Origin of the sequence: Pseudonocardia ailaonensis (assembly GCF_039531635.1) — a bacterium.
In the GTDB taxonomy this organism is placed as follows: domain Bacteria; phylum Actinomycetota; class Actinomycetes; order Mycobacteriales; family Pseudonocardiaceae; genus Pseudonocardia; species Pseudonocardia ailaonensis.
The window spans coordinates 685,519-704,743 of sequence record NZ_BAAAQK010000003.1; the positions used below are offsets into that span (position 1 = coordinate 685,519).

The window sequence follows — 19,225 nt, forward strand, 5'->3', positions numbered from 1 at the left end:
GGGGTTCCTCCTCCTGTCTGTCGGTGGGGCCTGTCAGTAGGTGACACGGACACAGAGCGCGGACGGTTCACCGGTGATCCGCGGCATCTCGCGCGGGAGGTCCGCGAAGGCCACCTCGCCGCCGATCAGGGCGTCGAAACGGTCGTCGGCGAGGAGCGAGAGCGCCAGGCCGAGCCGGTCGGCGAAGCTCCGCCGCACCCGTCGGGCCGGGGCGACGGCGCCGACCTGGCTCGAGCGGATCGCCAGCCGCCGCGGGTGGAAGGCCGCGCCGAGCGGCACCCGGATCTCCCGGTCGCCGTACCAGCTGAGCTCGATCACCTCGCCCTCCTGCCCCAGCAGCTCCAGGCTCCGCGCGAGCCCCGCCTCCGACGCGCTCGCGTGCACCACCAGATCGCAGCCTCCGGTCGCCTCCTGCGGCAGCCGGAACGGGACCCCCAGCGCCGCCGCCACCGCGGCCCGCGCGGGATCGACGTCGACCAGCTCGAGGCGCACCCCCGGGAACCCGGTGAGCACGGCCGCGACCGCGCACCCCACCATCCCCGCCCCGACGACGGCGATCCGGTCCCCGACCAGCGGCGCGGCGTCCCACAGGGCGTTGACGGCGGTCTCCACGGTCCCCGCGAGGATCGCCCGGCCCGCCGGCACGTCCTCCGGCACCGGCGCGACCATCGCGGCCGGCACGACGTACCGGGTCTGGTGCGGGTGCAGGCAGAACACCGTCCGCCCCCGCAGCGCCCCCTCCTCGACGACGCCGACGCCGAGGTACCCGTACTTGACCGGCCCCGGGAACTCGCCCTCCTGGAACGGCGCGCGCATCTCCGCGGCGTGCGCGGCCGGCACGCCGCCGCGGAACACCAGGGCCTCCGTGCCCCGGCTGATGCCCGAGGCGACCGCGCGCACCAGCACCTCGTCCGGCCCCGGCGCGCGCAGCTCCACCGGCCGGATCGCCCCGCGGCCGGGCTCCTCGATCCAGAACGCCTCCGCCCGACCAACAGTGTGACTCACATCACTACCTTGTCCGAGATCGTGAACCATTCCCACTCCGTATCCGTGCTGTGGGACATGCGCAAGGAGTCTCGATGACCGCCGCCCTGGATCCGCTCCGGCCGTCGTCCACTGTGGTCGATGGTACGACCCGCCCGCTGGTCGCGGCGGCCGTCGGGCTCGTGGCGCTGCTGTCCGCCCTCGGCCCGGGCCCGGTGGGCTGGGCCGCCGGGGCGGGGTACGGGGCCGCCCTGATCGTGCTGCTCGCCGGCGCCGCCCGCCGGGCGGGAGCGGTGGCGCTCGGCCCGGCGGACCTCGTGACCCTGAGCCGCGCGGTGCTGATCGGCGGCGTGGCTGCCCTGGTCGCCGACCATCTCGCGACGGGTGCGGCGCCGGTCTGGCTGCTCGTCCCCGTGGCGTCCGTGGCCCTGGCGCTGGACTTCGTCGACGGCAAGGTGGCCCGCCACACGGGCACGGTCTCCGCCCTGGGTGCCCGCTTCGACATGGAGGTCGACGCCGTCGCGGTGCTGGTCCTGAGCGTGTACGCCGCGACCCTGCTGGGGCCGTGGACGCTCGCGATCGGAGCGATGCGCTACGCCTACGTCGGCGCCTCCTGGCTGCTCCCGTGGCTGCGCGGCAGCCTGCCGACCCGCTGGTCGGCCAAGGTGGTCGCGGCCGTGCAGGGGATCGCCCTCGTCGTCGCGATCTCGGGGGTGCTGCCGGTGGCGGCCTCGATCGCGATCGTCGCGGTGGCGCTGGCACTGCTGACCTGGTCGTTCGGGCAGAGCGTCGGCTGGCTGTGGCGCCACCGGCCCGTTCCCTCAGGGCGGGGTGACGCGGGACCGGTCGTGCCGGCACCCCGGGTGGCGCCGTGAGCGACTCTCCCGCGGCCGACCCGAGCGGCTCACCGAGCGCGGATCCCGACCCGGCCGACCCGGACGCGCCGACTCCCCGCGAGGCGAGCGATCCCCCGGGGACCGGGGCCGATCCCGACCGGCCGGCAGTGGCCGCGACCCGGCCCCGCCGGCCCTGGCTCTCCGGCACCCTGTCCGCCCTGGCCGTCGTCGCCGTGTGGGCCGCGCTCGTCGTCCCCACCCGTCTCGAGCAGCTCACCCCGCTCGCGTTCCTGCGCATCCCGGTCGAGGGCCTGGCGGCCGCGGCGCTGCTGCTGCTCCTGCTCCCCCGCGCCCGCCGCTGGATCGCCCCGGTGCTCGGTGGCCTGCTCGGCGTGCTGCTGATCGTGCGGGCCCTCGACATGGGGTTCCTCGAGACCCTCGTGCGCCCCTTCGACCCGGTCACGGACTGGCCCCTGCTCGGCGACGCCTACGCCTTCCTCGTGGGCACGGCCGGCCAGGCGGGTGCGATCGCGATCGCCGCGGCCGCGGCGCTGCTCGCGATCGCGCTCGTGACGCTGCTCGCGCTCGCGGGCGCCCGGATCGGGCGGCTCGTCACGGCCCACCGCCGCGGCTCGGCCGGCGCGGTCGCCGGGCTCGCCGTGGTGTGGACGGCGTGCGCGCTGGTCGGCGCGCAGATCGTCCCGACCGTGCCGGTGGCCTCGCGCAGCACCGCGTCCCTGGCGAAGTTCGAGGCCGAGCAGATCCCCACCAGCATCCGGGACCGCGCCGTGTTCGCGCAGCAGGCGGCGTCCGACGCCTACCGCGGTGTCCCTGCCGCGCAACGGCTCTCGGGCCTGCAGGGCAAGGACGTCGTCCTCACCTTCGTGGAGAGCTACGGCCGCTCCGCGATCGAGGACCCGGCGCTCGACGCCCAGGTCGACCAGGTCCTCGACGCCGGCTCGGCCGAGCTGAAGGCGGCCGGGTTCGCCGCCCGCAGCGGGTTCCTCACCAGCCCGATCGCCGGCGGCGGCAGCTGGATGGCCCACGCCACCTTCCTGTCCGGCCTGCACATCGACAACCAGGAGCGCTACCGCGGCCTGGTGACCAGTGACCGGCTCACCCTCTCGGCGGCGTTCAGGGACGCCGGCTGGGAGACCACGGCGATCATGCCGGGCACCAGCGAGGCCTGGCCGGAGGGGAAGTTCTACGGCTTCGACCGCCCGTACCCGGTCGACACCCTGGGCTACCGCGGCCCGGCCTACGGCTGGTCGTCGATGCCCGACCAGTACGCGCTGCACCAGTTCCAGGACCGCGAGAACGCCCGCCCCGGCCGGGGCCCGCTGTTCTCCGAGGTCGTGCTGACCTCCAGCCACCAGCCGTGGACGGCGGTCCCATCGATGGTCGGCTGGGACCAGCTGGGCGACGGCTCGGTCTTCGCGACGCAGCCCCCGATCACCTCCGACCTCCCGGACCCGCAGCGCGACAAGGTCCAGTACGCGCGCTCGATCGCCTACTCGCTGCAGAGCCTGATCTCCTGGGTGCGGACCTACGGCGACGAGAACACCGTCCTGGTCTTCCTCGGCGACCACCAGCCCATCCCCGCCGTGACCGGCGACGGCGCGAGCCGGGACGTGCCGATCACGATCGTCGCCAAGGACCCCGCGGTCCTCGACAAGATCGCCGACTGGCACTGGGACGACGGCCTCCGGCCCGCCCACGACGCCCCCGTCTGGCCCATGGAGGCCTTCCGCGACAGGTTCTTCCAGGCCTTCGGCAGCGCCCACACCCCGTGAGAAACCCGCGAGTCGGCACATTTCGTAGGCCGAAACACACGCTGACGACGTCGTGAGCGTGCTTTTCGACCTACTGGAGGTGCCGACTCGCGGGGGCTAGGGAGCGTCTGACGGACCCCCGCCGGCGATCCGTCAGACACTCCCTAAGGGGACGGGATCGAGCCGGCGCCGACGACCGCGCCGGCGGAGTCGGCGATCCGGACGGTGGCCCCGCCCGCGGGGAGCGCCACACCCCACCACGAGGTACCGCGGTCCGCGTCGTACCAGGTCTCCCCGGCCACCGAACCGTCCTTGCGCAGGAACGTGCAGCTCAACCGGCCCGCGGAAGGCACATCCAGGTACAGCGAGACGAAGGCGGGCCTGTCCCGCGCCACCACGACATCGCCGACGTGCCGGTCCCCGGCCACCAGCGGCGCCGCGACCGCCGCGGGGACCGGGCGGCCGGAGGTCGCGCTCCCGGCCGCCCAGCCGCCGCCGAACACGACCGCCACCGCCGCGGCCGCGATCGCCAAGCGCCCCCACCAGCTCCCCCGGGGAGCCGGTGCGCGCGGGGTCCCGATCCGGTTCAGCACGCGCTGCTCGAACCCCACCGGGGGCTCGGCAGGCGGGATCAGGTCGCGCAGCCGGTCGTGTATCCCGGCGAGCTCCGCCACGTGCTCCCGGCACTCCGCGCACTGCTGCAGGTGGGCGTGCGCCGCGGCCCGCTCCGACCCGGTGACCAGCCCCAACGCCAGCTCGGGGGCGAGCTCCCGGCAGCCCTCGCAGTCGGTCACGACGCCACCTCCCCGGAAGCCGGCGCCGGAACGAGCACGGGAACCAGCGCCGGAACGAGCACGGTCATGATCCGTTCCTCCCCGGCTCGAGCGCCGCGTGCAGCCGCAGCATCGCCGTGCGGATCCGGGTCTTCGCCGTCCCCAGCGGGATCCCCTCGACCTCCGCGACCTCCCGCGCGGTCAACCCGCGGTAGGCCGACAGCACCAGCGCCCGGGCCTGCTCCACCGGCAGCTCCCGGATCGCCGCCCGCACCTCGGCGGCCGACTCCGAGGCCAGCGCCACCCCTTCCGGCGTGCGCGTGACCGCCCCCAGCAGCGCCTCGATGTCCCCCGGATCGATCGGCGCGGGCCGGCGCGACCGCACCACGTCGACGGCCAGGTTGTGCGTGATCCCGGCCAGCCAGCCACCGACGGTCCCCCGGCGCGGGTCGAACAGCGCGGCGTGCCGCCAGGCCCGCTCGAACGCCTGCTGCGCGACGTCCTCCGCCAGGCTCGCGTCCCCGAGCACCGCGACCGCCACCCCGAAGACCTTCCGCTGGAAGCGCCGGACGAACGCCACGGACAGCTGCGCGTCCCCCTCGGCGAGCCCGGCGAGCAGGAGGTCGTCCGCGAGCGCGGCTCCCGCGGGGAAGAAGGAGCCGCCGATCGGCCCCCCACGCACTCCCATGTCCCCTCCTACGGCCCGCCACGCCTCCCCGGATTGCCCGGACAGGTCACGATCGGGTCTCGGCCCGCCGATTCAGTGTTCCCGGTCACACTCGACCCCGACACTCTGACGCACCCCCGGCGGGGCCACGTGCCCACCCCGTCACCGCGACGATCCGCCAGGAGCCACCATGTCCGACTGGGTACGCGACTTCTACGCCACGCTCGACGCCCTCGACCTCGCCGCCTTCCTCGCCCGCTTCACCGACGACGCCGTCCTCGTGCTGGGCAACCAGCCCCCCGCCGTCGGGAAGGACCAGATCACCGGGGTGCTCGGCGGCATGTTCGCGGCCCTCTCCGGCCTGCACCACGAGTACCGGGCGGTCCACGAGGTCCCCGGCGGCGCGGTCTGCGAGCTGACCGTGACCTTCACCCTGCACGACGGCGCGCAGGTCACCGTGCCCGCGATGGACGCCCTGGACCGGGGCCCGGACGGCCGCATCACCGCCATGCGGGTCGCCGTGGACCTCGCCCCGCTGATGGCCCGGCTCGCACCGGCCTAGCTAGCCGTACGAGTCCGGTCTCGGGGTCAGCCCCCACTCCGCCGCCAGCAGCTCGTGGCTGCGCACCCGATCGGCCGGGTCGGTGGTGATCGTCGTGACCATCAGCTCGTCCGCGCCGGTGACCCGGGCGAGCGTGTCGAGCCGTTCGGCGACGGTCGCGGGCGAGCCCACGAACTGCGTCTCCGTCCGGTCCCGGACCCCGGCCCGCTCCTCGTCCGTCCATTCCCGGGAGCGGGCCTCGGCCGGCGTGACGTACGGCTGGGCGCCCTTGCCCGTCCGGATCCCGAGCACCCACTCGGCGTAGGGGGCGGCGAGCTCGCGCGCCCGCTCGTCGGTCTCCGCGACGACCACGTCTGCCGACACGATCACGTGCGGCTCCGCGATCCGCCCCGGCCGGAAGGCCTTCCGGTAGGCCTCGACGGTGCTCAGCACCGTGAACGGCAGCAGATGGTGCGCCACGGCGAACGTCAGCCCGCGGCTGCCGGCCACCTCCGCGCTCACCCCGGGCGTCGACCCGAGCACCGCCACGTCCAGCTCCGCACCCTCGGCGGGAGTGACGTGCAGGGGCCGCCCGTCCGGCGAGGTCGCGGTGCCGGCGAGGTAGGACAGGATCTGGTCGACCTGCGTGCCGTAGTCGGGCGCCGGGGCGTCGAGGTCGACGTCGATCATCTCGGCGAGGCAGCCGTAGATCCACGGATCGCCCTGGAAGACCCGGGCGGGCGCGGCGAGCAGCAGCCCGTCCACCACCCGGGACTCGTGGACCCGCGGCGGCCCGCTGCGCTTGCGCGGCCGCAGGATGCGGTGCAGGTCGAACCGCCCGAGCCCCAGGTCGATCCGCCCCGGGTGCACCTGCGCGACCGTCCCGAACTGCTCGGCCGCCTGCACGGGCCGGGTGATCGGCAGCTGCACCGCCCCGGAACCGACCCGGATCGTGCTGGTGGCGTCCGCGATCATCGCCACCAGCACGGGGGTCGACGACGACGCGACCCCGGTGACGAGATGGTGCTCGGCCACCCAGTACCGGTGGTAGCCGGCGCGTTCCGCGGCCCGGGCCAGCGCGATCGACCCGCGCAGGGCGTCCCCGGCCGTGCCGCCCGCCGGGACCGGGGAGAGATCGAGGACGGACAGCGGGGGACGGTTCACGAGACGCTCCGCAGGTGCGTGGCCCAGGCGGAGGGCGCTTCGACGGGCGAGAAGTGCCCGACGCCGTCGAGCGGGTACAGCGTGACGTCCGCGAAGAACTCGTCGAGCCGGTCCGACCAGGCCCGCGGGAACAGCGGATCGTGCTCCGGCCAGAGCACGGTGGTGGGCACCGTGATCCGGTTCTCGGGAGGCCGTTCGGCGAGCGACCGCGCGATCATCGCGTTCCCGCTCCGGTACCAGCCGACGGACGAGGCGAACGCTCCCGGCGGCGAGTAGCGCGACGTCAGCCGGTCCAGCCGTTCCTCGGACACGGTGAACGCGGGCCCCGACCAGTGCTCCCAGAAGTGCCGCAGGTAGGCCCGTACGGCGTCCGGCCGACCGTCGACGAGCTCCTCGACGAGCGCGAGCTGGTGGAAGTGCTGGTACCAGAACTCGGGCACGGCCTGCGGTTCCAGGACACGGCGCCCCGCCCCGGGCAGCGGCGGCGCCACGACCAGGGCCGCCACGCGGTCCGGGTGCGCGGCGGCGAGGGTCTGCCCGACCCGGCTGCCGACGTCGTACCCGGCCACGACCGCCCGGGCGATCCCCAGCTCGTCGAGCAGCGCCAGCAGGCTGCGCGCCTGCCCGGCCGCGGTCACGTCCTCGGCCCGGTCCGACTCCCCGAAGCCACGCAGGTCCGGGACGACCACATCCCGGTCCGGCAGCAGGACCGCGACGTCCGCCCAGTCCGAGCGGTCCCCCGGCCATCCGTGGAGCAGGAGCACGGGGGCGCCGGAGCCACCCCGGTCGTAGGCGAGCGCGCACCCGTCGGCGTCCGGTGAGGTCCTCGGCACATCGGCAGGGTAGCCGCGCGAAGGCCCTCACACCGGGCGCACGACGGGGTTACTGTCGAGCACGTGCTCCCGGGGGTCCTGACGAAGCGGCGGTGGATCGACGCCTGCCGCGTCACGACCTGTGCGTGTCCGGTCCGCTGACCGGTCCCTCACCCGTCCCGACCCGGAGAACCCCGTGAGCACCCTGCACCTCGCCGTCGCCCTCGACGGCACCGGCTGGCACCCCGCGTCCTGGCGCGAGCCGGACGCGCGCCCCACCGAGCTGTTCGACGCCCGGTACTGGACCGCCCAGGTCCAGGAGGCCGAGCGCGGGCTGCTCGATCTCGTGACCCTCGAGGACACCTTCGGCCTGCAGTCCTCCCGCCCCTTCGAGCCGGACGACCGCACGGACCAGGTCCGCGGCCGGCTCGAGGCGGTCCTGCTCGCGGCCCGCGTGGCGCCGCTGACCGAGCACATCGGGATCGTGCCCACGGCGGTCACCACGCACACCGAGCCCTTCCACCTCTCCAAGGCCGTCGCCACGCTGGACTACGTGAGCACCGGCCGCGCCGGCGTCCGGGTCCGTGTGTCGTCGCGGCCGGACGAGGCGGCGCTGGTCGGGCGCCGCGCGCTGACCCGGGACGACTCCGTCGCGATGTTCGACGAGGCAGCGGACTGGGTCGAGGTCGTCCGCCGGCTCTGGGACAGCTGGGAGGACGACGCCGAGATCCGCGACGCCGCGACCGGCCGCTTCGTCGACCGGCACAAGCTGCACTACATCGACTTCGAGGGCGCGACCTTCTCGGTGCGGGGCCCGTCGATCACCCCGCGCCCGCCGCAGGGCCAGCCGCTCGTCACCGCGCTCGCCCACCGGGACTACGCCTACCGGCTCGTCGGGCGCTCGGCGGACATCGGGTTCGTCACGCCGCACGAGACCGCCGACATCGCCGGGATCCTCGGCGAGATCCGGGGCGCGCAGGAGGAGGCCGGGCGCGGCGAGGAGCCGCTGCACGTCCTGGGGGACGTCGTGGTGTTCCTCGACGAGAGCGCCGAGGCCGCCCGGGACCGCGAGGGCCGCATGGACTCCCGCCTGAGCACGAACGGCGCGGGCCGGGAGCTCATCAGCGACGCGCGGATCCTCACCGGCACCCCCGCCGAGCTGGCTGACCTGATCCTGGAATGGCAGGAGGCCGGGCTCTCCGGCGCGCGGCTGCGCCCGGGCGCGGTGGACCACGACCTCCCGCAGATCACCCGCGCCCTGGTGCCGGAGCTGCAGCGCCGCAACGCCTTCCGCACGGCCTACACGGCCGACACCCTGCGCGGGCACTTCGGGCTCGAGCGCCCCGCCAACCGCTACGCCGCCTGAGGAGGACACCGGTGCCCAAACAGATCCACCTCGCCGCCCACTTCCCCGGCGTCAACAACACCACGGTGTGGAGCGACCCGGAGGCGGGCAGCCACATCGACTTCCGCTCGTTCGTCCACTTCGCCCGCACCGCCGAGCGGGCCAAGTTCGACTTCCTCTTCCTCGCCGAGGGCCTGCGCCTGCGCGAGCAGGGCGGGGAGATCTACGACCTCGACGTCGTCGGCCGCCCGGACACCTTCGCCATCCTGTCCGCGCTGGCCGCCGTCACCGACAAGCTCGGCCTCGCCGGCACGATCAACTCCACCTTCAACGAGCCCTACGAGGTGGCCCGTCAGTTCGCCACCCTGGACCACCTCTCGGCCGGCCGGGCCGCGTGGAACGTGGTGACGTCGTGGGACGAGTTCACCGGCGAGAACTTCCGCCGCGGTGGCTTCCTGCCCCAGGAGAAGCGCTACCTGCGCGCCAAGGAGCTGCTGGCCGCCACCTGGGAGCTGTTCGACTCCTGGCGGGGCGACGAGATCGTGGCGGACAAGGAGTCCGGCCGGTTCCTCGCCGATCCCCACGCCGGGGAGTTCGCGATCCACTCCGACCAGTTCGACATCTCCGGCCGCTTCCCGGTGCCGCGCAGCCCCCAGGGCCGCCCGGTCATCCTGCAGGCCGGGGACTCCGACGAGGGCCGCGAGTTCGCCGCCCAGGGCGCGGACGCGATCTTCACCCGGCACGGCACGCTCGACGCCGGCAAGGAGTTCTACGCCGACGTGAAGGGCCGGCTGGCGAAGTACGGCCGGGCCCCCGAGGACCTCAAGATCATGCCCGCGACCACGTTCGTGCTGGGCGACACCGAGTCCGAGGCCGCCGAGCGCGCGCACGAGGTCCGCCTGCAGCAGGTCAGCTCCGCCACGGCGATCAAGTTCCTCGAGCAGCTGTGGAACCGGGACCTGTCGGACCACGACGCGAACGGCCCGCTGCCCGGCGTCGACCCGGTCGTCGGCGAGAACACGATCTCCCGTGGCCGGGCGAGCGTGCGGATGTACCGGGACCCGGTCGCCACCGCGAACGAGTGGCGGGAGCTGGCCGCGGCCAAGAACCTCACCAGCCGCGAGGTCGTCATCGAGATGACCGGGCGGCAGAGCTTCATCGGCACCCCGGAGCGGGTCGCGGCCACGATGGACGAGTTCGTGCAGGCGGACGCGAGCGACGGCTTCGTCCTCGTCCCGCACATCACCCCCGGCGGCCTCGACGAGTTCGCCGACAAGGTCGTGCCCCTGCTGCAGGAGCGCGGGGTCTTCCGCACCGAGTACGAGGGCGACACCCTGCGCTCCCACCTGGGGTTGTCGGAGGCGCCCACGACGCCGGCCACGACCTTGGGCACGGTCATCGGCTGAGCCGGTCCCGCACGAGGCAGGTCAGAGATCGGCGAGCGCCTTCGCGACCTCGGGGCGGAGGTGCTCGGGGAGGGTGCCGACGTCGAGGGCGGCCAGTGCCGCGGCGGCCTCACCGGCGTCCGGGCCGAGCCGGCCGATCGCGCGGACCACCTCGGTCAGCGCGGTCGTCGGCTCGGCGTAGGGCCAGGAGGGCCGGTAGGCCTCGAAGCTGATCCGGGCGTCCGCGCCCGCGAGGGACCGCAGGGCGCGGGCCAGGGGCCCCGCGAAGTCCGGGGCGGCCCGCTCGAGCCCCTGCAGGGCGTGCGCCGCACCGGCCACCTCGTAGGGCAGCCCGGACTCCAGCGAGGCGACGACGTGGGGTTCCACCTCCGCCGGCAGCCCGGCTCGGCAGAACGCCGCCAGGACGTACCCGCGCAGCCGTGCAGCTTCCAGCGCGGTCCGTCCGCCTGGCGCGGGCAGGTCCTCGGCCGCCAGCGCCGCGGCCCGCTCGGCCCCTCCCGGCGCGGCGGCCAACGCCTCGACCAACCGCTCGGGTTCGATCCCGGTCACGTCGGGGACGACCGGGAGGACGGGAAGGACCGACGCGCCGCCGACGACGACGGCCGGCGGCCCGGCCCGGTCGTCGGACTCGTCGGCGACGTCCATCTCGGCTGCTCGCCCCATCGTCCGGCCCCTCTCACGCCCACGCCCACGGGCCCGCAGGCCCCCGGTGAGCAGAGCGGCCCGCACGCGCCCCTGATACGCGCGGTTCGCACACACCTCCGATCCGTCGCACAACGGTCGTCACCGGTGTGCCGGGGCCCGACGGCGTGTGCGAGCGGTCAGCGCCGGGCCGGGCCGCGTTGGGTCGGGTCGGGTCGGGTCAGCCGCCGCCACCCGGACGGACCCGGCGCCGCGCCCGCACGGCGGAGAGGAACGCCGCGTAGCTCCAGGTGAGCTCGCGGACGCTCTTCTCGAAGCCCGACTCCTTGTCGAACTGCTCCGACAGCGAGAGGTGGTCCGAGTGCGACACGATCGCGCGCAGGATCCGGTCCCCGGCACGGCACAGGGCGGCGACGGCCTCCGAGGTGGCCACCCCCGAGGCCCCGACCTGCGCGAAGAAGGGCCGGGACAGGTCGTCGGCCGGGGGCGCGGCATCGTTCGCGATCGCGGCGGCGACCCGGTAGTGGAGCTCGGCGAGCGCGGCGCTGCAGACCGGCCAGGGGTGCCCCACGACGTCCCGGGTGGTGTCGGTGGGGTCGTTGTCGCCGTCGTAGACGTCACCCGGGTACCGGCCCACGAGCGGGCCGAGGTCCTCGGCGGCGTCGATGTCGTTGATCGGGTACCGGAAGGGCGACGCGGGGTCCGTCCAGATCCGGCGCAGCTCGGCGACCGTGGCCAGCAGGTGCGGGTCCGTCGCCGGGATCGCGCCGTGCAGGCACGCGAGCACGACGTCGATGTTGGGGTCGTAGTCCGGTCGCAGCTGCGCGTCGAGGACCGAGAGGTAGCGGCCGTTCCCGTCGACGTGGTCCGGGATCCGGGCCGCGAGCCAGGCCTCGACGTCCGGGGCCCCGGCCGGGATCGCGGCGCCGAGCGCGTTGTCCGGCGCGGCACGCAGGGCGCGCAGCTGGACGGCGCGGGTGAACAGGGACTGGCCGCTGACCTCCTCCCACAGGTTCGTCGCGGGATCGTGGGCACGCTCCACGACGAAGGCGAGATCCCGCTCGACCACACCGCGGGCCGCGTCCCGCGCCGGGCCGTCCAGGCGCTCGGCGGCACCGAGCAGCATCAGGGCCTGCAGGGCCGGCCCGTCGTGCTGCAGCGACCAGCCCTGACGGGGCCTGCCGTCGATCGTGAAGACCGCGGTCGCGAGATCGTCCGTGGCAGCCTGGCAGGTCGCGGCGAACTCGGCGTACTGCGCCATCCGCAGGTCGACGAGCGGGTCCCCGGCCCGCGACCCGCTCGCGGCGATCTCGGCCGCGGCGATCGCGGCGTCCCGGACCCAGTGGAAGACGTAGTTCTGGGTGGTGTCGCCGGTGCCGTCCGTGGCGAAGGAGGGTGAGGCGACGATCGCGCCAGGCAGGGAGCGCGCCCCGGTCAGCGGGTCGGTGTAGCTGATCACCCGGCTCGCCACGTTGCGCGTCATCAGCCAGTACATGACGCGCGCGATGCCGTCGAAACCCGGTGCGGTGACCGCGGAGCGCATCGACGCGAAGGTCAGCATCCGACCAGTCTGGCGTGGATCGGGCGGGACCGGAACAGCGCCGCGCCGGCGTGCGGGACCGGCCCGGCAAGTCGCCGGGTGACGGGCACAACGATCGCTTCATGACGCAACGATCGCCCCGGAGGGGCAGGATGGGGGTATGACGCAGCAGTGGGGAGTCGTCGCCGCGGCGCTGCTGTTCGCCGCGTGGGCGGGCGTCGTGGTCACGATGCTGCTGCGGCACGGCGGCCTGCAGCGGGCGGCGCGGATGACGGTGGTCGGCGTGGCGGCGGTGCTCGGAGTCGGCGCCGTGGCCTCGGCGTGGTTCCTGACGTCGTCGGCTACCGAGAGCCCGCGGATCGCGGCCGCCGCGCCGGCGCCGGGTGTGGGGCTGACCTCGGGGACGGGGACGACACCGGGGCCGACAGCGGACATCGGGACGACACCGGGGCCGGTGGCCGGCGCGGCGCCGGTCGCGGACCCGCCCGCGGCGCCGACCGCGGCGCCGCTGCCGATCGGACGGGTACCGGCCGCGAGGATCCCGGTCCGCACCGCGCAGGCGGCCTCCGCGCGGCCCGCCCCGATCAGGTCGGCCGTTCCCGCTCCCGCGCCGACGGTCCCGCCTGCGCCGACGGTCTCGACGCCGGCCCCGGCGATACCGCCCGCCGCGGAGACACCGTCGGCCGCGGCGGAGGGTGCCGCCGCCGGAAGCACCGGGATCCCGGTCCGCAGTGGCCCGGGATCAGGCCGGCCGTCGACCACACCGGCCGCTCCCCCGCCGAGCACGCCGACCACACCGAGCCCGCCGCCGACGACGACACGGACACCCCCGGCGACGTCGCCGAGCACCCCGACATCGCCGAGCACCCCGACGTCACCGACCGTCCCGCCCAGCTCACCGCCCACCACGCCGAGCCCTCCCCCGGACGCGACCACGGCCTCACCGACGACCACGGCCTCGGGGACAGGCACCGCTCCGGGGACGACCCCGGGGCCGTCGACAACGACCGGTCGCCCCTGATCCCCGGGGCCGCGGAGCTGCTCCAGGGATCAGGGGCGCGGTACGACCGGCGAGGCCGGGGAGGGCCCTGTGGGCGTCAGTCGATGCCGAGGGCGCGGTTCGCCAGCCGCTGCCGCCGGTCGAGGCGCTCGCGCTTGGTGAAGTGCGGCATGACGTACCGGGCGAACATCTCGTTCGACCGGTTCCACTTGTCCGAGGTCACCCAGTCCCGCACGTTGATCAGCAGGGTGCCGAAGCCGCCGGTCTCCTCCTCCAGCTCCTTGAGCTGGCGGGTGCAGTCCTCGGGGCTGCCGATGATCCAGGGGATGTTGTCGGCCATCCACTCGAGGGTGAGGTCGGCGTCGACCATCCCGTCGCCGATCTTCATCAGCGCGCCGAGGCCCAGGCCGAGCAGGTAGTCGTAGGAGAGCTTCACGCCCTCCCGGATGTCGCGCAGCGCCTGGTCCTTGTCGTCGGTGACGTAGACCTCGCGGACGATCCGCCAGTTCTCCCTGGTCACCGCCGGGTCGATGCCGGCCGACGCACCGGCCTGCAGCATCGCGGCGCCCATCGCCTTGAGGTCCGGGGCGTCGGTGTACGTGCCGTTGTCCGTGGGCGCGAAGTGCACCGACAGCGGCTTCCAGCCCCGCTCGCCGCACTTGGCGTAGTTGTGCACGCCGGTGAGACCGGCGATCGCGAACGGCGGGACGTCCTGGTAGGGCCCGACCTGCAGCTGGCGGTTCTCGTACTTCCAGTACTGGCCCTCGTAGCTGACCGGATCGTCCGAGGTGAGCAGCTGCCAGATGATCTCCAGCGCCTCGTTGGTCCGCGGCGAGGCCTCCGAGGGCTCGAGGCCGAACAGCTCCTTGTCCGTCGGCAGGCCGCCGCCGCCGAAGCCGTACTCCAGGCGCCCGTGCGTCAGGTGGTCGAGGAACGCCATCCGCTCCGCGACCATGAACGGGTCCTGGTACGGAAGGTTGATCACGCCCGTGCCGAGCCGGATCCGGTGCGTCACGGCGGACGCCTTGGCGATCATGTACTCCGGCACCGGGACGTTCTCGTAGCCGCCGGTGTGGTGCTCGCCCACCCAGAACTCGTGGAAGCCCAGCCGCTCGGCATCCACGATGTTCGCGATGTCGCGGTCGTAGGACAGCGTCCAGTTCTCACGGGGCGGGTGCTCGGGCATGGTGAAGAAGCCGAACTTCATCGGTCGGGGTCCTCTCGCTCTCTCAGTCGACGAGGGCTCTTGTCCTGCTCCGGCGAGCCGCCGAAATGGACAAACGACGGTTTGCTGTCCTCAGCGATCTCACTGTGTCCCGGCTCACGAACGCTGTCAAGAGGAGCCGCCCGGGTCGCCCGGTGGCGTTGATACCCGACCTGTTGTTTGGTTTCATGAGCGGCGTGACGAGCGCCGATCCACGCCCCCGCGTCGTGGCCGGGGAGGGCGGCGGCCGGGTGGCCGGCCGCCGCTGCACCGCCTGCGGCGAGGTCTGCGCGTTCGCCTGGCCGGCCTGCCCGGAGTGCGGCGGGGCCGTCGAGCCCGCCGAGTTCGGGCCGCTCGGCACGGTCTGGAGCGCCACCGTCGTCCGCATCCCGGTGCCCGGCCGCACCCCGCCGTACGGCCTCGCCTACGTCGACCTCGACGACGGTCCGCGGGTCCTCGCGCACACCGGCGGGCCCGTCCCCGTGGGCGCCCGGGTCCGGCTGGTCCCCGGCGACGGGGACGTGGAAGTCGAGGTGGTCCCGTGACCGTCGCCGTGCACGGGGTCGGCACCTCCCACTTCGGCCGCCAACCCGGACTCGACCTCGTCGATCTCGCGTTCGCGGCGGTCGACGAGGCGCTGCGCAACGCGGGCGGACCCCGGACCGTCGACGCGGTGTGGGTCGGCACCGTCTTCGCCCCGGCGGGTGTCGCCCAGCGGGTGCTGCGCGCCATGGGGCTCACCGGGATGCCGGTCCTGACCGTCGAGAACGCCTGTGCGAGTGGCACCACCGCGTTCGCCGAGGCCCACGAGGCCGTCCGCACCGGCCGGTACGGGCGCGTGCTCGCCCTGGGCATCGAGCAGATGAGCACCGCCTTCGAGGGGGCCATCACCCCCGAGCCCACCGATCCCGAGGGCCGCAGCGGGCTCGCGCTGCCCGCCCTGTACGCGATGGCCGCGACCCGGTGGCTGCACGAGGGCCGGGTCACGCCGGCCCAGCTCGCCGCCGTCTCGGTGAAGAACCACGCGCACGCCCTGCACAACCCGCGCGCGCAGTACTCCGGCTCCTTCACGGCCGAGGAGGTCCTCGGCTCACGGATGATCTCCGACCCGCTCACCCTGCTGCAGTGCTGCCCGACGTCGGACGGTGCCGCCGCCGCGGTCCTCGGGCCGCTGCGGCCGGGCGCGGTCCGGGTCAGGTCGGTGGCACTGCGCTCCGGCAGGCCGTGGAACCACCGGTCGGAGAACGTCTGGGGCCACGACGTCGTCCGGGCGACCGGGGCGGAGGCCTTCGAGGCCGCCGGTCTCGGCCCCGCGGACGTCGACGTCGCCGAGATGCACGACGCGTTCACCATCGGTGAGCTCGTCACCACCGAAGCCCTGGGGCTCACGGGCCCCGGTGAGAGCGGGAAGGCCGCCGAGAGCGGCCGGACCGCCCTCGGTGGGGAGCAGCCCGTCAACCCCTCTGGCGGGCTGCTCTCCCGAGGACATCCGCTCGGCGCGACCGGGCTCGCCCAGGTCGCCGAGATCGTGTGGCAGCTGCGTGGCGAGGCCGGCGGCCGCCAGGTACCGGGGGCCCGGATCGGCCTCGTCGAGACGATGGGCGGCGGGGTGTCCGTGCTCGACGGCAACGCGTGCGTGGTCACCGTGCTGGAGGCGCCGTGACCCTGGCCCAGCCCGATCTCCTCTCCCCCGAGGCCGTCGCCGATCCGTACCCGATGCTCGCGGACCTCCGTGAGCGCGATCCGGTGCACTGGAGCGAGCGGTACCGCTCCTGGTTCGTCACCCGCTACGCGGACGTCGACGCCGCCCTGCGCGATCCCCGCTTCTCCTCCGACCGCATCGCCCCCTACCGTCGCGCCCGGCTCTCCGGGCCGGACACCGATCCGGCCGTGCGCGCGGCGTTCGGGGTGCTCGAGAACTGGATGGTCTTCAAGGACCCGCCGGACCACACGCGGCTGCGCAAGCTCCTCGGCCGCGCGTTCACCCCGCGCGCGGTCGAACGGGTGCGCACGCGGGTGGCCGAGATCGCCGACGAGCTGCTCGACGCGCTGGCGGACCGCTCCGAGGCCGACCTGATCGGCGAGTTCGCCTATCCCCTGACGGCGTCGGTGGTCGCGGAGATGCTCGGTGTCCCGCGCGTGGACCGGGACCGGTTCAAGGACTGGTCGGACCGGATCACCGGGCTCGTGTTCGGCGGGATGGGGGACGCGGACCGCCACACCGACGGCGCCGGGGGCATGGCGGAGCTGACCGCCTACCTGGGCGAGCTGGTGGCGCACCACGAGCGCGAACCGGCCGACGACCTGCTGAGCGCCCTGGTCCGGGCCCGGGACTCCGGCGACGCGCTGAGCCACGAGGAGGTCGTGGCGACGGGTGTGCTGCTGCTCTTTGCCGGCCACGAGACCACCACCAACGTCATCGGCAACGGCATCCGCGCCCTGCTCGAGCACCCCGGCCAGGCCCCGGACGCGCCGGGCACGGTCGAGGAGACGCTGCGCTTCGACGGGCCGGCGAAGACCATCGCCCGGCTGATGGCCACCGACGTCGAGCTCGGCGGGCGCACACTGCGCGCCGGCGAGCGCGTGTTCCTCTGCCCCGCCGCGGCCAACCGCGATCCCGACGTGTTCGCCGACCCGGACCGGTTCGACGTCGGCCGCAAGCCCGGCCGCCAGCTCGGTTTCGGCGTGGGCCTGCACTACTGCCTCGGCGCGCCGCTGGCCCGGCTCGAGGCCTCGATCGCGATCCCGGCGGTGTTCCGCCGGCTCCCCGCCCTGCGGCCGACCGGGACGCCCGAGTGGCATCCGGTCCTGCTGTCCCGCGGGATGACCGCCTTCCCGGTCGAGTTCTAGCGCACGTCCGGAACCGGGGGCTCGGGGAACGACCGGGCGATCTCCCGGATCCCCCCGCCCGCGACCAGCCCGCCCAGGGCGAGGGCGAACAGCTGGTCCGCCAGCTCCCGATCGGCCTGCTCGCCCCGCGGGGTGAACCAGTGGTGCATCCAGTCGATCATCCCGACGAGCGCGCGGGCGACCGTGCTCGGGCTCGCGGCCAGCGAGAACTCGCCGGTCCGCGCGCCCTCCGCCACCAGGGACTCGACGAGTCGCATGTACTGCGCGTCCATCTCCCGGAACTCGGCGAACCGGGGAGCGGTCATCCGGCCGATGTGCGCCACATAGACGAACGCGGCCGGATGATGCTCGGAGAAGATGCGCACCTGCATGCGGACGAACTCGCGCAACCGCACCGCGACGCTCGTCCCCGTGTCGGCCTGCAGCCGCTCCAGCTCGGCGAGCAGCTGTTTCGCGGGCTGCTCCACGACCGCCAGCAGCAGTTCCTCCTTGCTGCCGACGTAGTTGTAGATGCTGCCCTTGAGAATGCCGACCCGCGCACCGATGCCCTCGAGCGTGGCGTTGTCGTACCCGCGCTCGCGGAACTCCTCACTCGCGGCGGCGAGGATCTCCGACCACCGGCTGGGACGCGGCATGAGCGGAGCCTACCGACCGCTCAGCCCGCCTGCGTCTCCTCGCGCCACTGCTCGATCAACGCGGTCTTGAACCGGTTGTTCGAGGGCACCTCGATTCCCCGCTGCTCGGCCCACTGGCGCACCTGCTGGCGCTCCTGGAGCGAGAGCTTCGGGGCCCGCGAGGCCCGCGATCCGGATCCCTCGGGGAGCGCCGCCTCGATGCGGCCCGCGTCGAGGTACGGCCGCAGCAGCACGAGCAGCTTCTCGTACTCCTTGCCCGCGAGGTCGAGCTCCACCCGCATCTGGTCGATGTGCAGTTCGTGGGAGGAGACGTCGTTCTCGACACCGCTGATGTCGCAGTACCGGATCTGCCGGACGCCCATTGCCTGTTACTCCTTCTCCGCGACCTTCGCCGCCTTGGCCGCGTCCCGGGCGGCCTTGCGCAGCGACGTGAGCGTCTGACCGGCCAGCGCCTTCGAGGCCACCGAGTCGCCGATCTGGCGCGGCGTCATGTGCCCGCGGCCCGACGGCGCCAGGTACTCCTCGCCGTTGAGACCGGTGCGGTACTCCAGGGTCGACGCGACCCGGGCGAACCGCGTGCGACCGCCCCGGCGGACCCCTTCCCACTTCTCCACCCGTACCGCCAGCAGGCAGCAGGTGCAGGAGAGCCGCCGGATGAACAATCCCTCGTCGTCGACCTGGGCGAAATGGATCCCCGCCTGGCGGATCGTCGGGAACAGGTGGCGGCCGCGTTCGCGGCAGGCCAGCACCTCGTCCGACACCCGGTCGACATACAGGTCGACGTCCTCTTCGGACGCCTTGATCCAACCCGCGTCCTGCTGCTGCTCGCCCTGGATCGACAGCGCGGCCGTCGAGTCCTTCTCGTCTGCCATCGAACCCCTTTCGTGTTCGCCGAAGATATCCCTAGATCACGCCCGATGCGGAGAGGAGGTGACCGTGGTCGCGCTATTCGCCACGCGATTCGCCGGGAATCGGGATCGGAGTCCGCCCGATCCCGTGGACCAGCATGGCAGGAACCGTATGCCCGGCGTCGCTTGCCTCCGCGGCGCGCCGT

General features: G+C 74.1%; 20 protein-coding genes. 8 read left to right on the forward strand and 12 right to left on the reverse strand.

Going from position 1 to position 19,225, the window contains the following annotated elements; translation table 11 throughout:
* Window positions 1-33: 33 nt before the first annotated feature.
* A complete protein-coding gene (locus tag ABD324_RS05920; RefSeq protein WP_344413157.1) occupies window positions 34-1,005 on the reverse strand; it encodes a zinc-dependent alcohol dehydrogenase in 972 nt (323 codons plus the stop codon).
* Between the two features lie 74 nt (window positions 1,006-1,079).
* On the opposite strand from ABD324_RS05920, the gene ABD324_RS05925 reads away from it, so the two are divergent.
* Complete coding sequence (locus tag ABD324_RS05925) at window positions 1,080-1,859, forward strand: CDP-alcohol phosphatidyltransferase family protein (RefSeq protein WP_344413159.1); 780 nt, start codon at window positions 1,080-1,082, stop codon at window positions 1,857-1,859.
* The gene (locus ABD324_RS05930; RefSeq protein WP_344413161.1) at window positions 1,856-3,613 is read left to right on the forward strand and encodes a sulfatase-like hydrolase/transferase; all 1,758 of its coding nucleotides are present in this window, start codon (window positions 1,856-1,858) and stop codon (window positions 3,611-3,613) included. Before ABD324_RS05925 ends, ABD324_RS05930 begins: the two co-directional genes overlap by 4 nt.
* A 143-nt stretch (window positions 3,614-3,756) precedes the next feature.
* Here the strand turns inward: ABD324_RS05930 and ABD324_RS05935 are convergent, their stop codons facing one another.
* A complete protein-coding gene (locus ABD324_RS05935) occupies window positions 3,757-4,386 on the reverse strand; it encodes a hypothetical protein (RefSeq protein ID WP_344413163.1) in 630 nt (209 codons plus the stop codon).
* Between the two features lie 64 nt (window positions 4,387-4,450).
* On the reverse strand, window positions 4,451-5,053 hold the full coding sequence (locus ABD324_RS05940) for an RNA polymerase sigma factor (RefSeq protein ID WP_344413165.1): 603 nt from the start codon (window positions 5,051-5,053) through the stop codon (window positions 4,451-4,453).
* Between the two features lie 169 nt (window positions 5,054-5,222).
* On the opposite strand from ABD324_RS05940, the gene ABD324_RS05945 reads away from it, so the two are divergent.
* Window positions 5,223-5,594, forward strand: coding sequence for a nuclear transport factor 2 family protein (locus ABD324_RS05945; RefSeq protein ID WP_344413167.1), 372 nt, complete (start codon window positions 5,223-5,225; stop codon window positions 5,592-5,594).
* Here the strand turns inward: ABD324_RS05945 and ABD324_RS05950 are convergent, their stop codons facing one another.
* Window positions 5,595-6,737 (reverse strand): LLM class flavin-dependent oxidoreductase, encoded by a 1,143-nt coding sequence (locus ABD324_RS05950; protein ID WP_344413169.1) that lies wholly within the window; start codon window positions 6,735-6,737, stop codon window positions 5,595-5,597.
* Complete coding sequence (locus ABD324_RS05955) at window positions 6,734-7,570, reverse strand: alpha/beta fold hydrolase (RefSeq protein WP_344413171.1); 837 nt, start codon at window positions 7,568-7,570, stop codon at window positions 6,734-6,736. The genes ABD324_RS05950 and ABD324_RS05955 overlap by 4 nt, the downstream gene beginning before the upstream one ends.
* 175 nt (window positions 7,571-7,745) lie before the next feature.
* Here ABD324_RS05955 and ABD324_RS05960 point away from each other — a divergent pair, with 175 nt between their 5' ends.
* Together ABD324_RS05960 and ABD324_RS05965 are read left to right on the forward strand one after the other, a co-directional pair.
* Window positions 7,746-8,915: an LLM class flavin-dependent oxidoreductase gene (locus ABD324_RS05960; protein ID WP_344413173.1), complete on the forward strand. Its 1,170-nt coding sequence runs from the start codon at window positions 7,746-7,748 to the stop codon at window positions 8,913-8,915.
* 11 nt (window positions 8,916-8,926) lie between these two features.
* The gene (locus ABD324_RS05965; protein WP_344413175.1) at window positions 8,927-10,300 is read left to right on the forward strand and encodes an NtaA/DmoA family FMN-dependent monooxygenase; all 1,374 of its coding nucleotides are present in this window, start codon (window positions 8,927-8,929) and stop codon (window positions 10,298-10,300) included.
* A 21-nt stretch (window positions 10,301-10,321) separates the two neighbouring features.
* Here the strand turns inward: ABD324_RS05965 and ABD324_RS05970 are convergent, their stop codons facing one another.
* The 4 genes from ABD324_RS05970 to ABD324_RS05985 all read right to left on the reverse strand — a co-directional run bounded on the left by ABD324_RS05970 (window position 10,322) and on the right by ABD324_RS05985 (window position 14,689).
* Entirely contained in the window at window positions 10,322-10,945 is a 624-nt protein-coding gene (locus ABD324_RS05970; protein ID WP_344413177.1) for a hypothetical protein, read from the reverse strand.
* Window positions 10,946-11,162: 217 nt separating this feature from the next.
* A complete protein-coding gene (locus tag ABD324_RS05975; RefSeq protein WP_344413179.1) occupies window positions 11,163-12,503 on the reverse strand; it encodes a glycoside hydrolase family 15 protein in 1,341 nt (446 codons plus the stop codon).
* A 99-nt stretch (window positions 12,504-12,602) separates the two neighbouring features.
* The gene (locus ABD324_RS05980; protein WP_344413181.1) at window positions 12,603-13,454 is read right to left on the reverse strand and encodes a hypothetical protein; all 852 of its coding nucleotides are present in this window, start codon (window positions 13,452-13,454) and stop codon (window positions 12,603-12,605) included.
* Between the two features lie 125 nt (window positions 13,455-13,579).
* Window positions 13,580-14,689: an LLM class flavin-dependent oxidoreductase gene (locus ABD324_RS05985; protein ID WP_344413183.1), complete on the reverse strand. Its 1,110-nt coding sequence runs from the start codon at window positions 14,687-14,689 to the stop codon at window positions 13,580-13,582.
* Window positions 14,690-14,874: 185 nt separating this feature from the next.
* On the opposite strand from ABD324_RS05985, the gene ABD324_RS05990 reads away from it, so the two are divergent.
* From ABD324_RS05990 to ABD324_RS06000, 3 genes are read left to right on the forward strand one after another with little or no spacing between them, the layout of a single operon-like run.
* Window positions 14,875-15,231, forward strand: coding sequence for a Zn-ribbon domain-containing OB-fold protein (locus tag ABD324_RS05990; protein WP_344413185.1), 357 nt, complete (start codon window positions 14,875-14,877; stop codon window positions 15,229-15,231).
* Complete coding sequence (locus ABD324_RS05995) at window positions 15,228-16,349, forward strand: thiolase family protein (RefSeq protein WP_344413187.1); 1,122 nt, start codon at window positions 15,228-15,230, stop codon at window positions 16,347-16,349. The genes ABD324_RS05990 and ABD324_RS05995 overlap by 4 nt, the downstream gene beginning before the upstream one ends.
* Entirely contained in the window at window positions 16,346-17,536 is a 1,191-nt protein-coding gene (locus ABD324_RS06000) for a cytochrome P450 (protein WP_344413189.1), read from the forward strand. Before ABD324_RS05995 ends, ABD324_RS06000 begins: the two co-directional genes overlap by 4 nt.
* Here ABD324_RS06000 and ABD324_RS06005 read toward each other — a convergent pair.
* Genes ABD324_RS06005 through ABD324_RS06015 form a run of 3 tightly spaced genes read right to left on the reverse strand, consistent with a single transcriptional unit; the run spans window position 17,533 to window position 19,043 of the window.
* A complete protein-coding gene (locus ABD324_RS06005; RefSeq protein WP_344413192.1) occupies window positions 17,533-18,171 on the reverse strand; it encodes a TetR/AcrR family transcriptional regulator in 639 nt (212 codons plus the stop codon). The two genes, ABD324_RS06000 and ABD324_RS06005, sit on opposite strands and share 4 nt — an antisense overlap.
* Window positions 18,172-18,191: 20 nt before the next feature.
* Window positions 18,192-18,533, reverse strand: coding sequence for an Lsr2 dimerization domain-containing protein (locus ABD324_RS06010; protein ID WP_344413194.1), 342 nt, complete (start codon window positions 18,531-18,533; stop codon window positions 18,192-18,194).
* A 6-nt stretch (window positions 18,534-18,539) separates the two neighbouring features.
* Complete coding sequence (locus ABD324_RS06015) at window positions 18,540-19,043, reverse strand: hypothetical protein (protein WP_344413196.1); 504 nt, start codon at window positions 19,041-19,043, stop codon at window positions 18,540-18,542.
* Window positions 19,044-19,225: the final 182 nt, after the last annotated feature.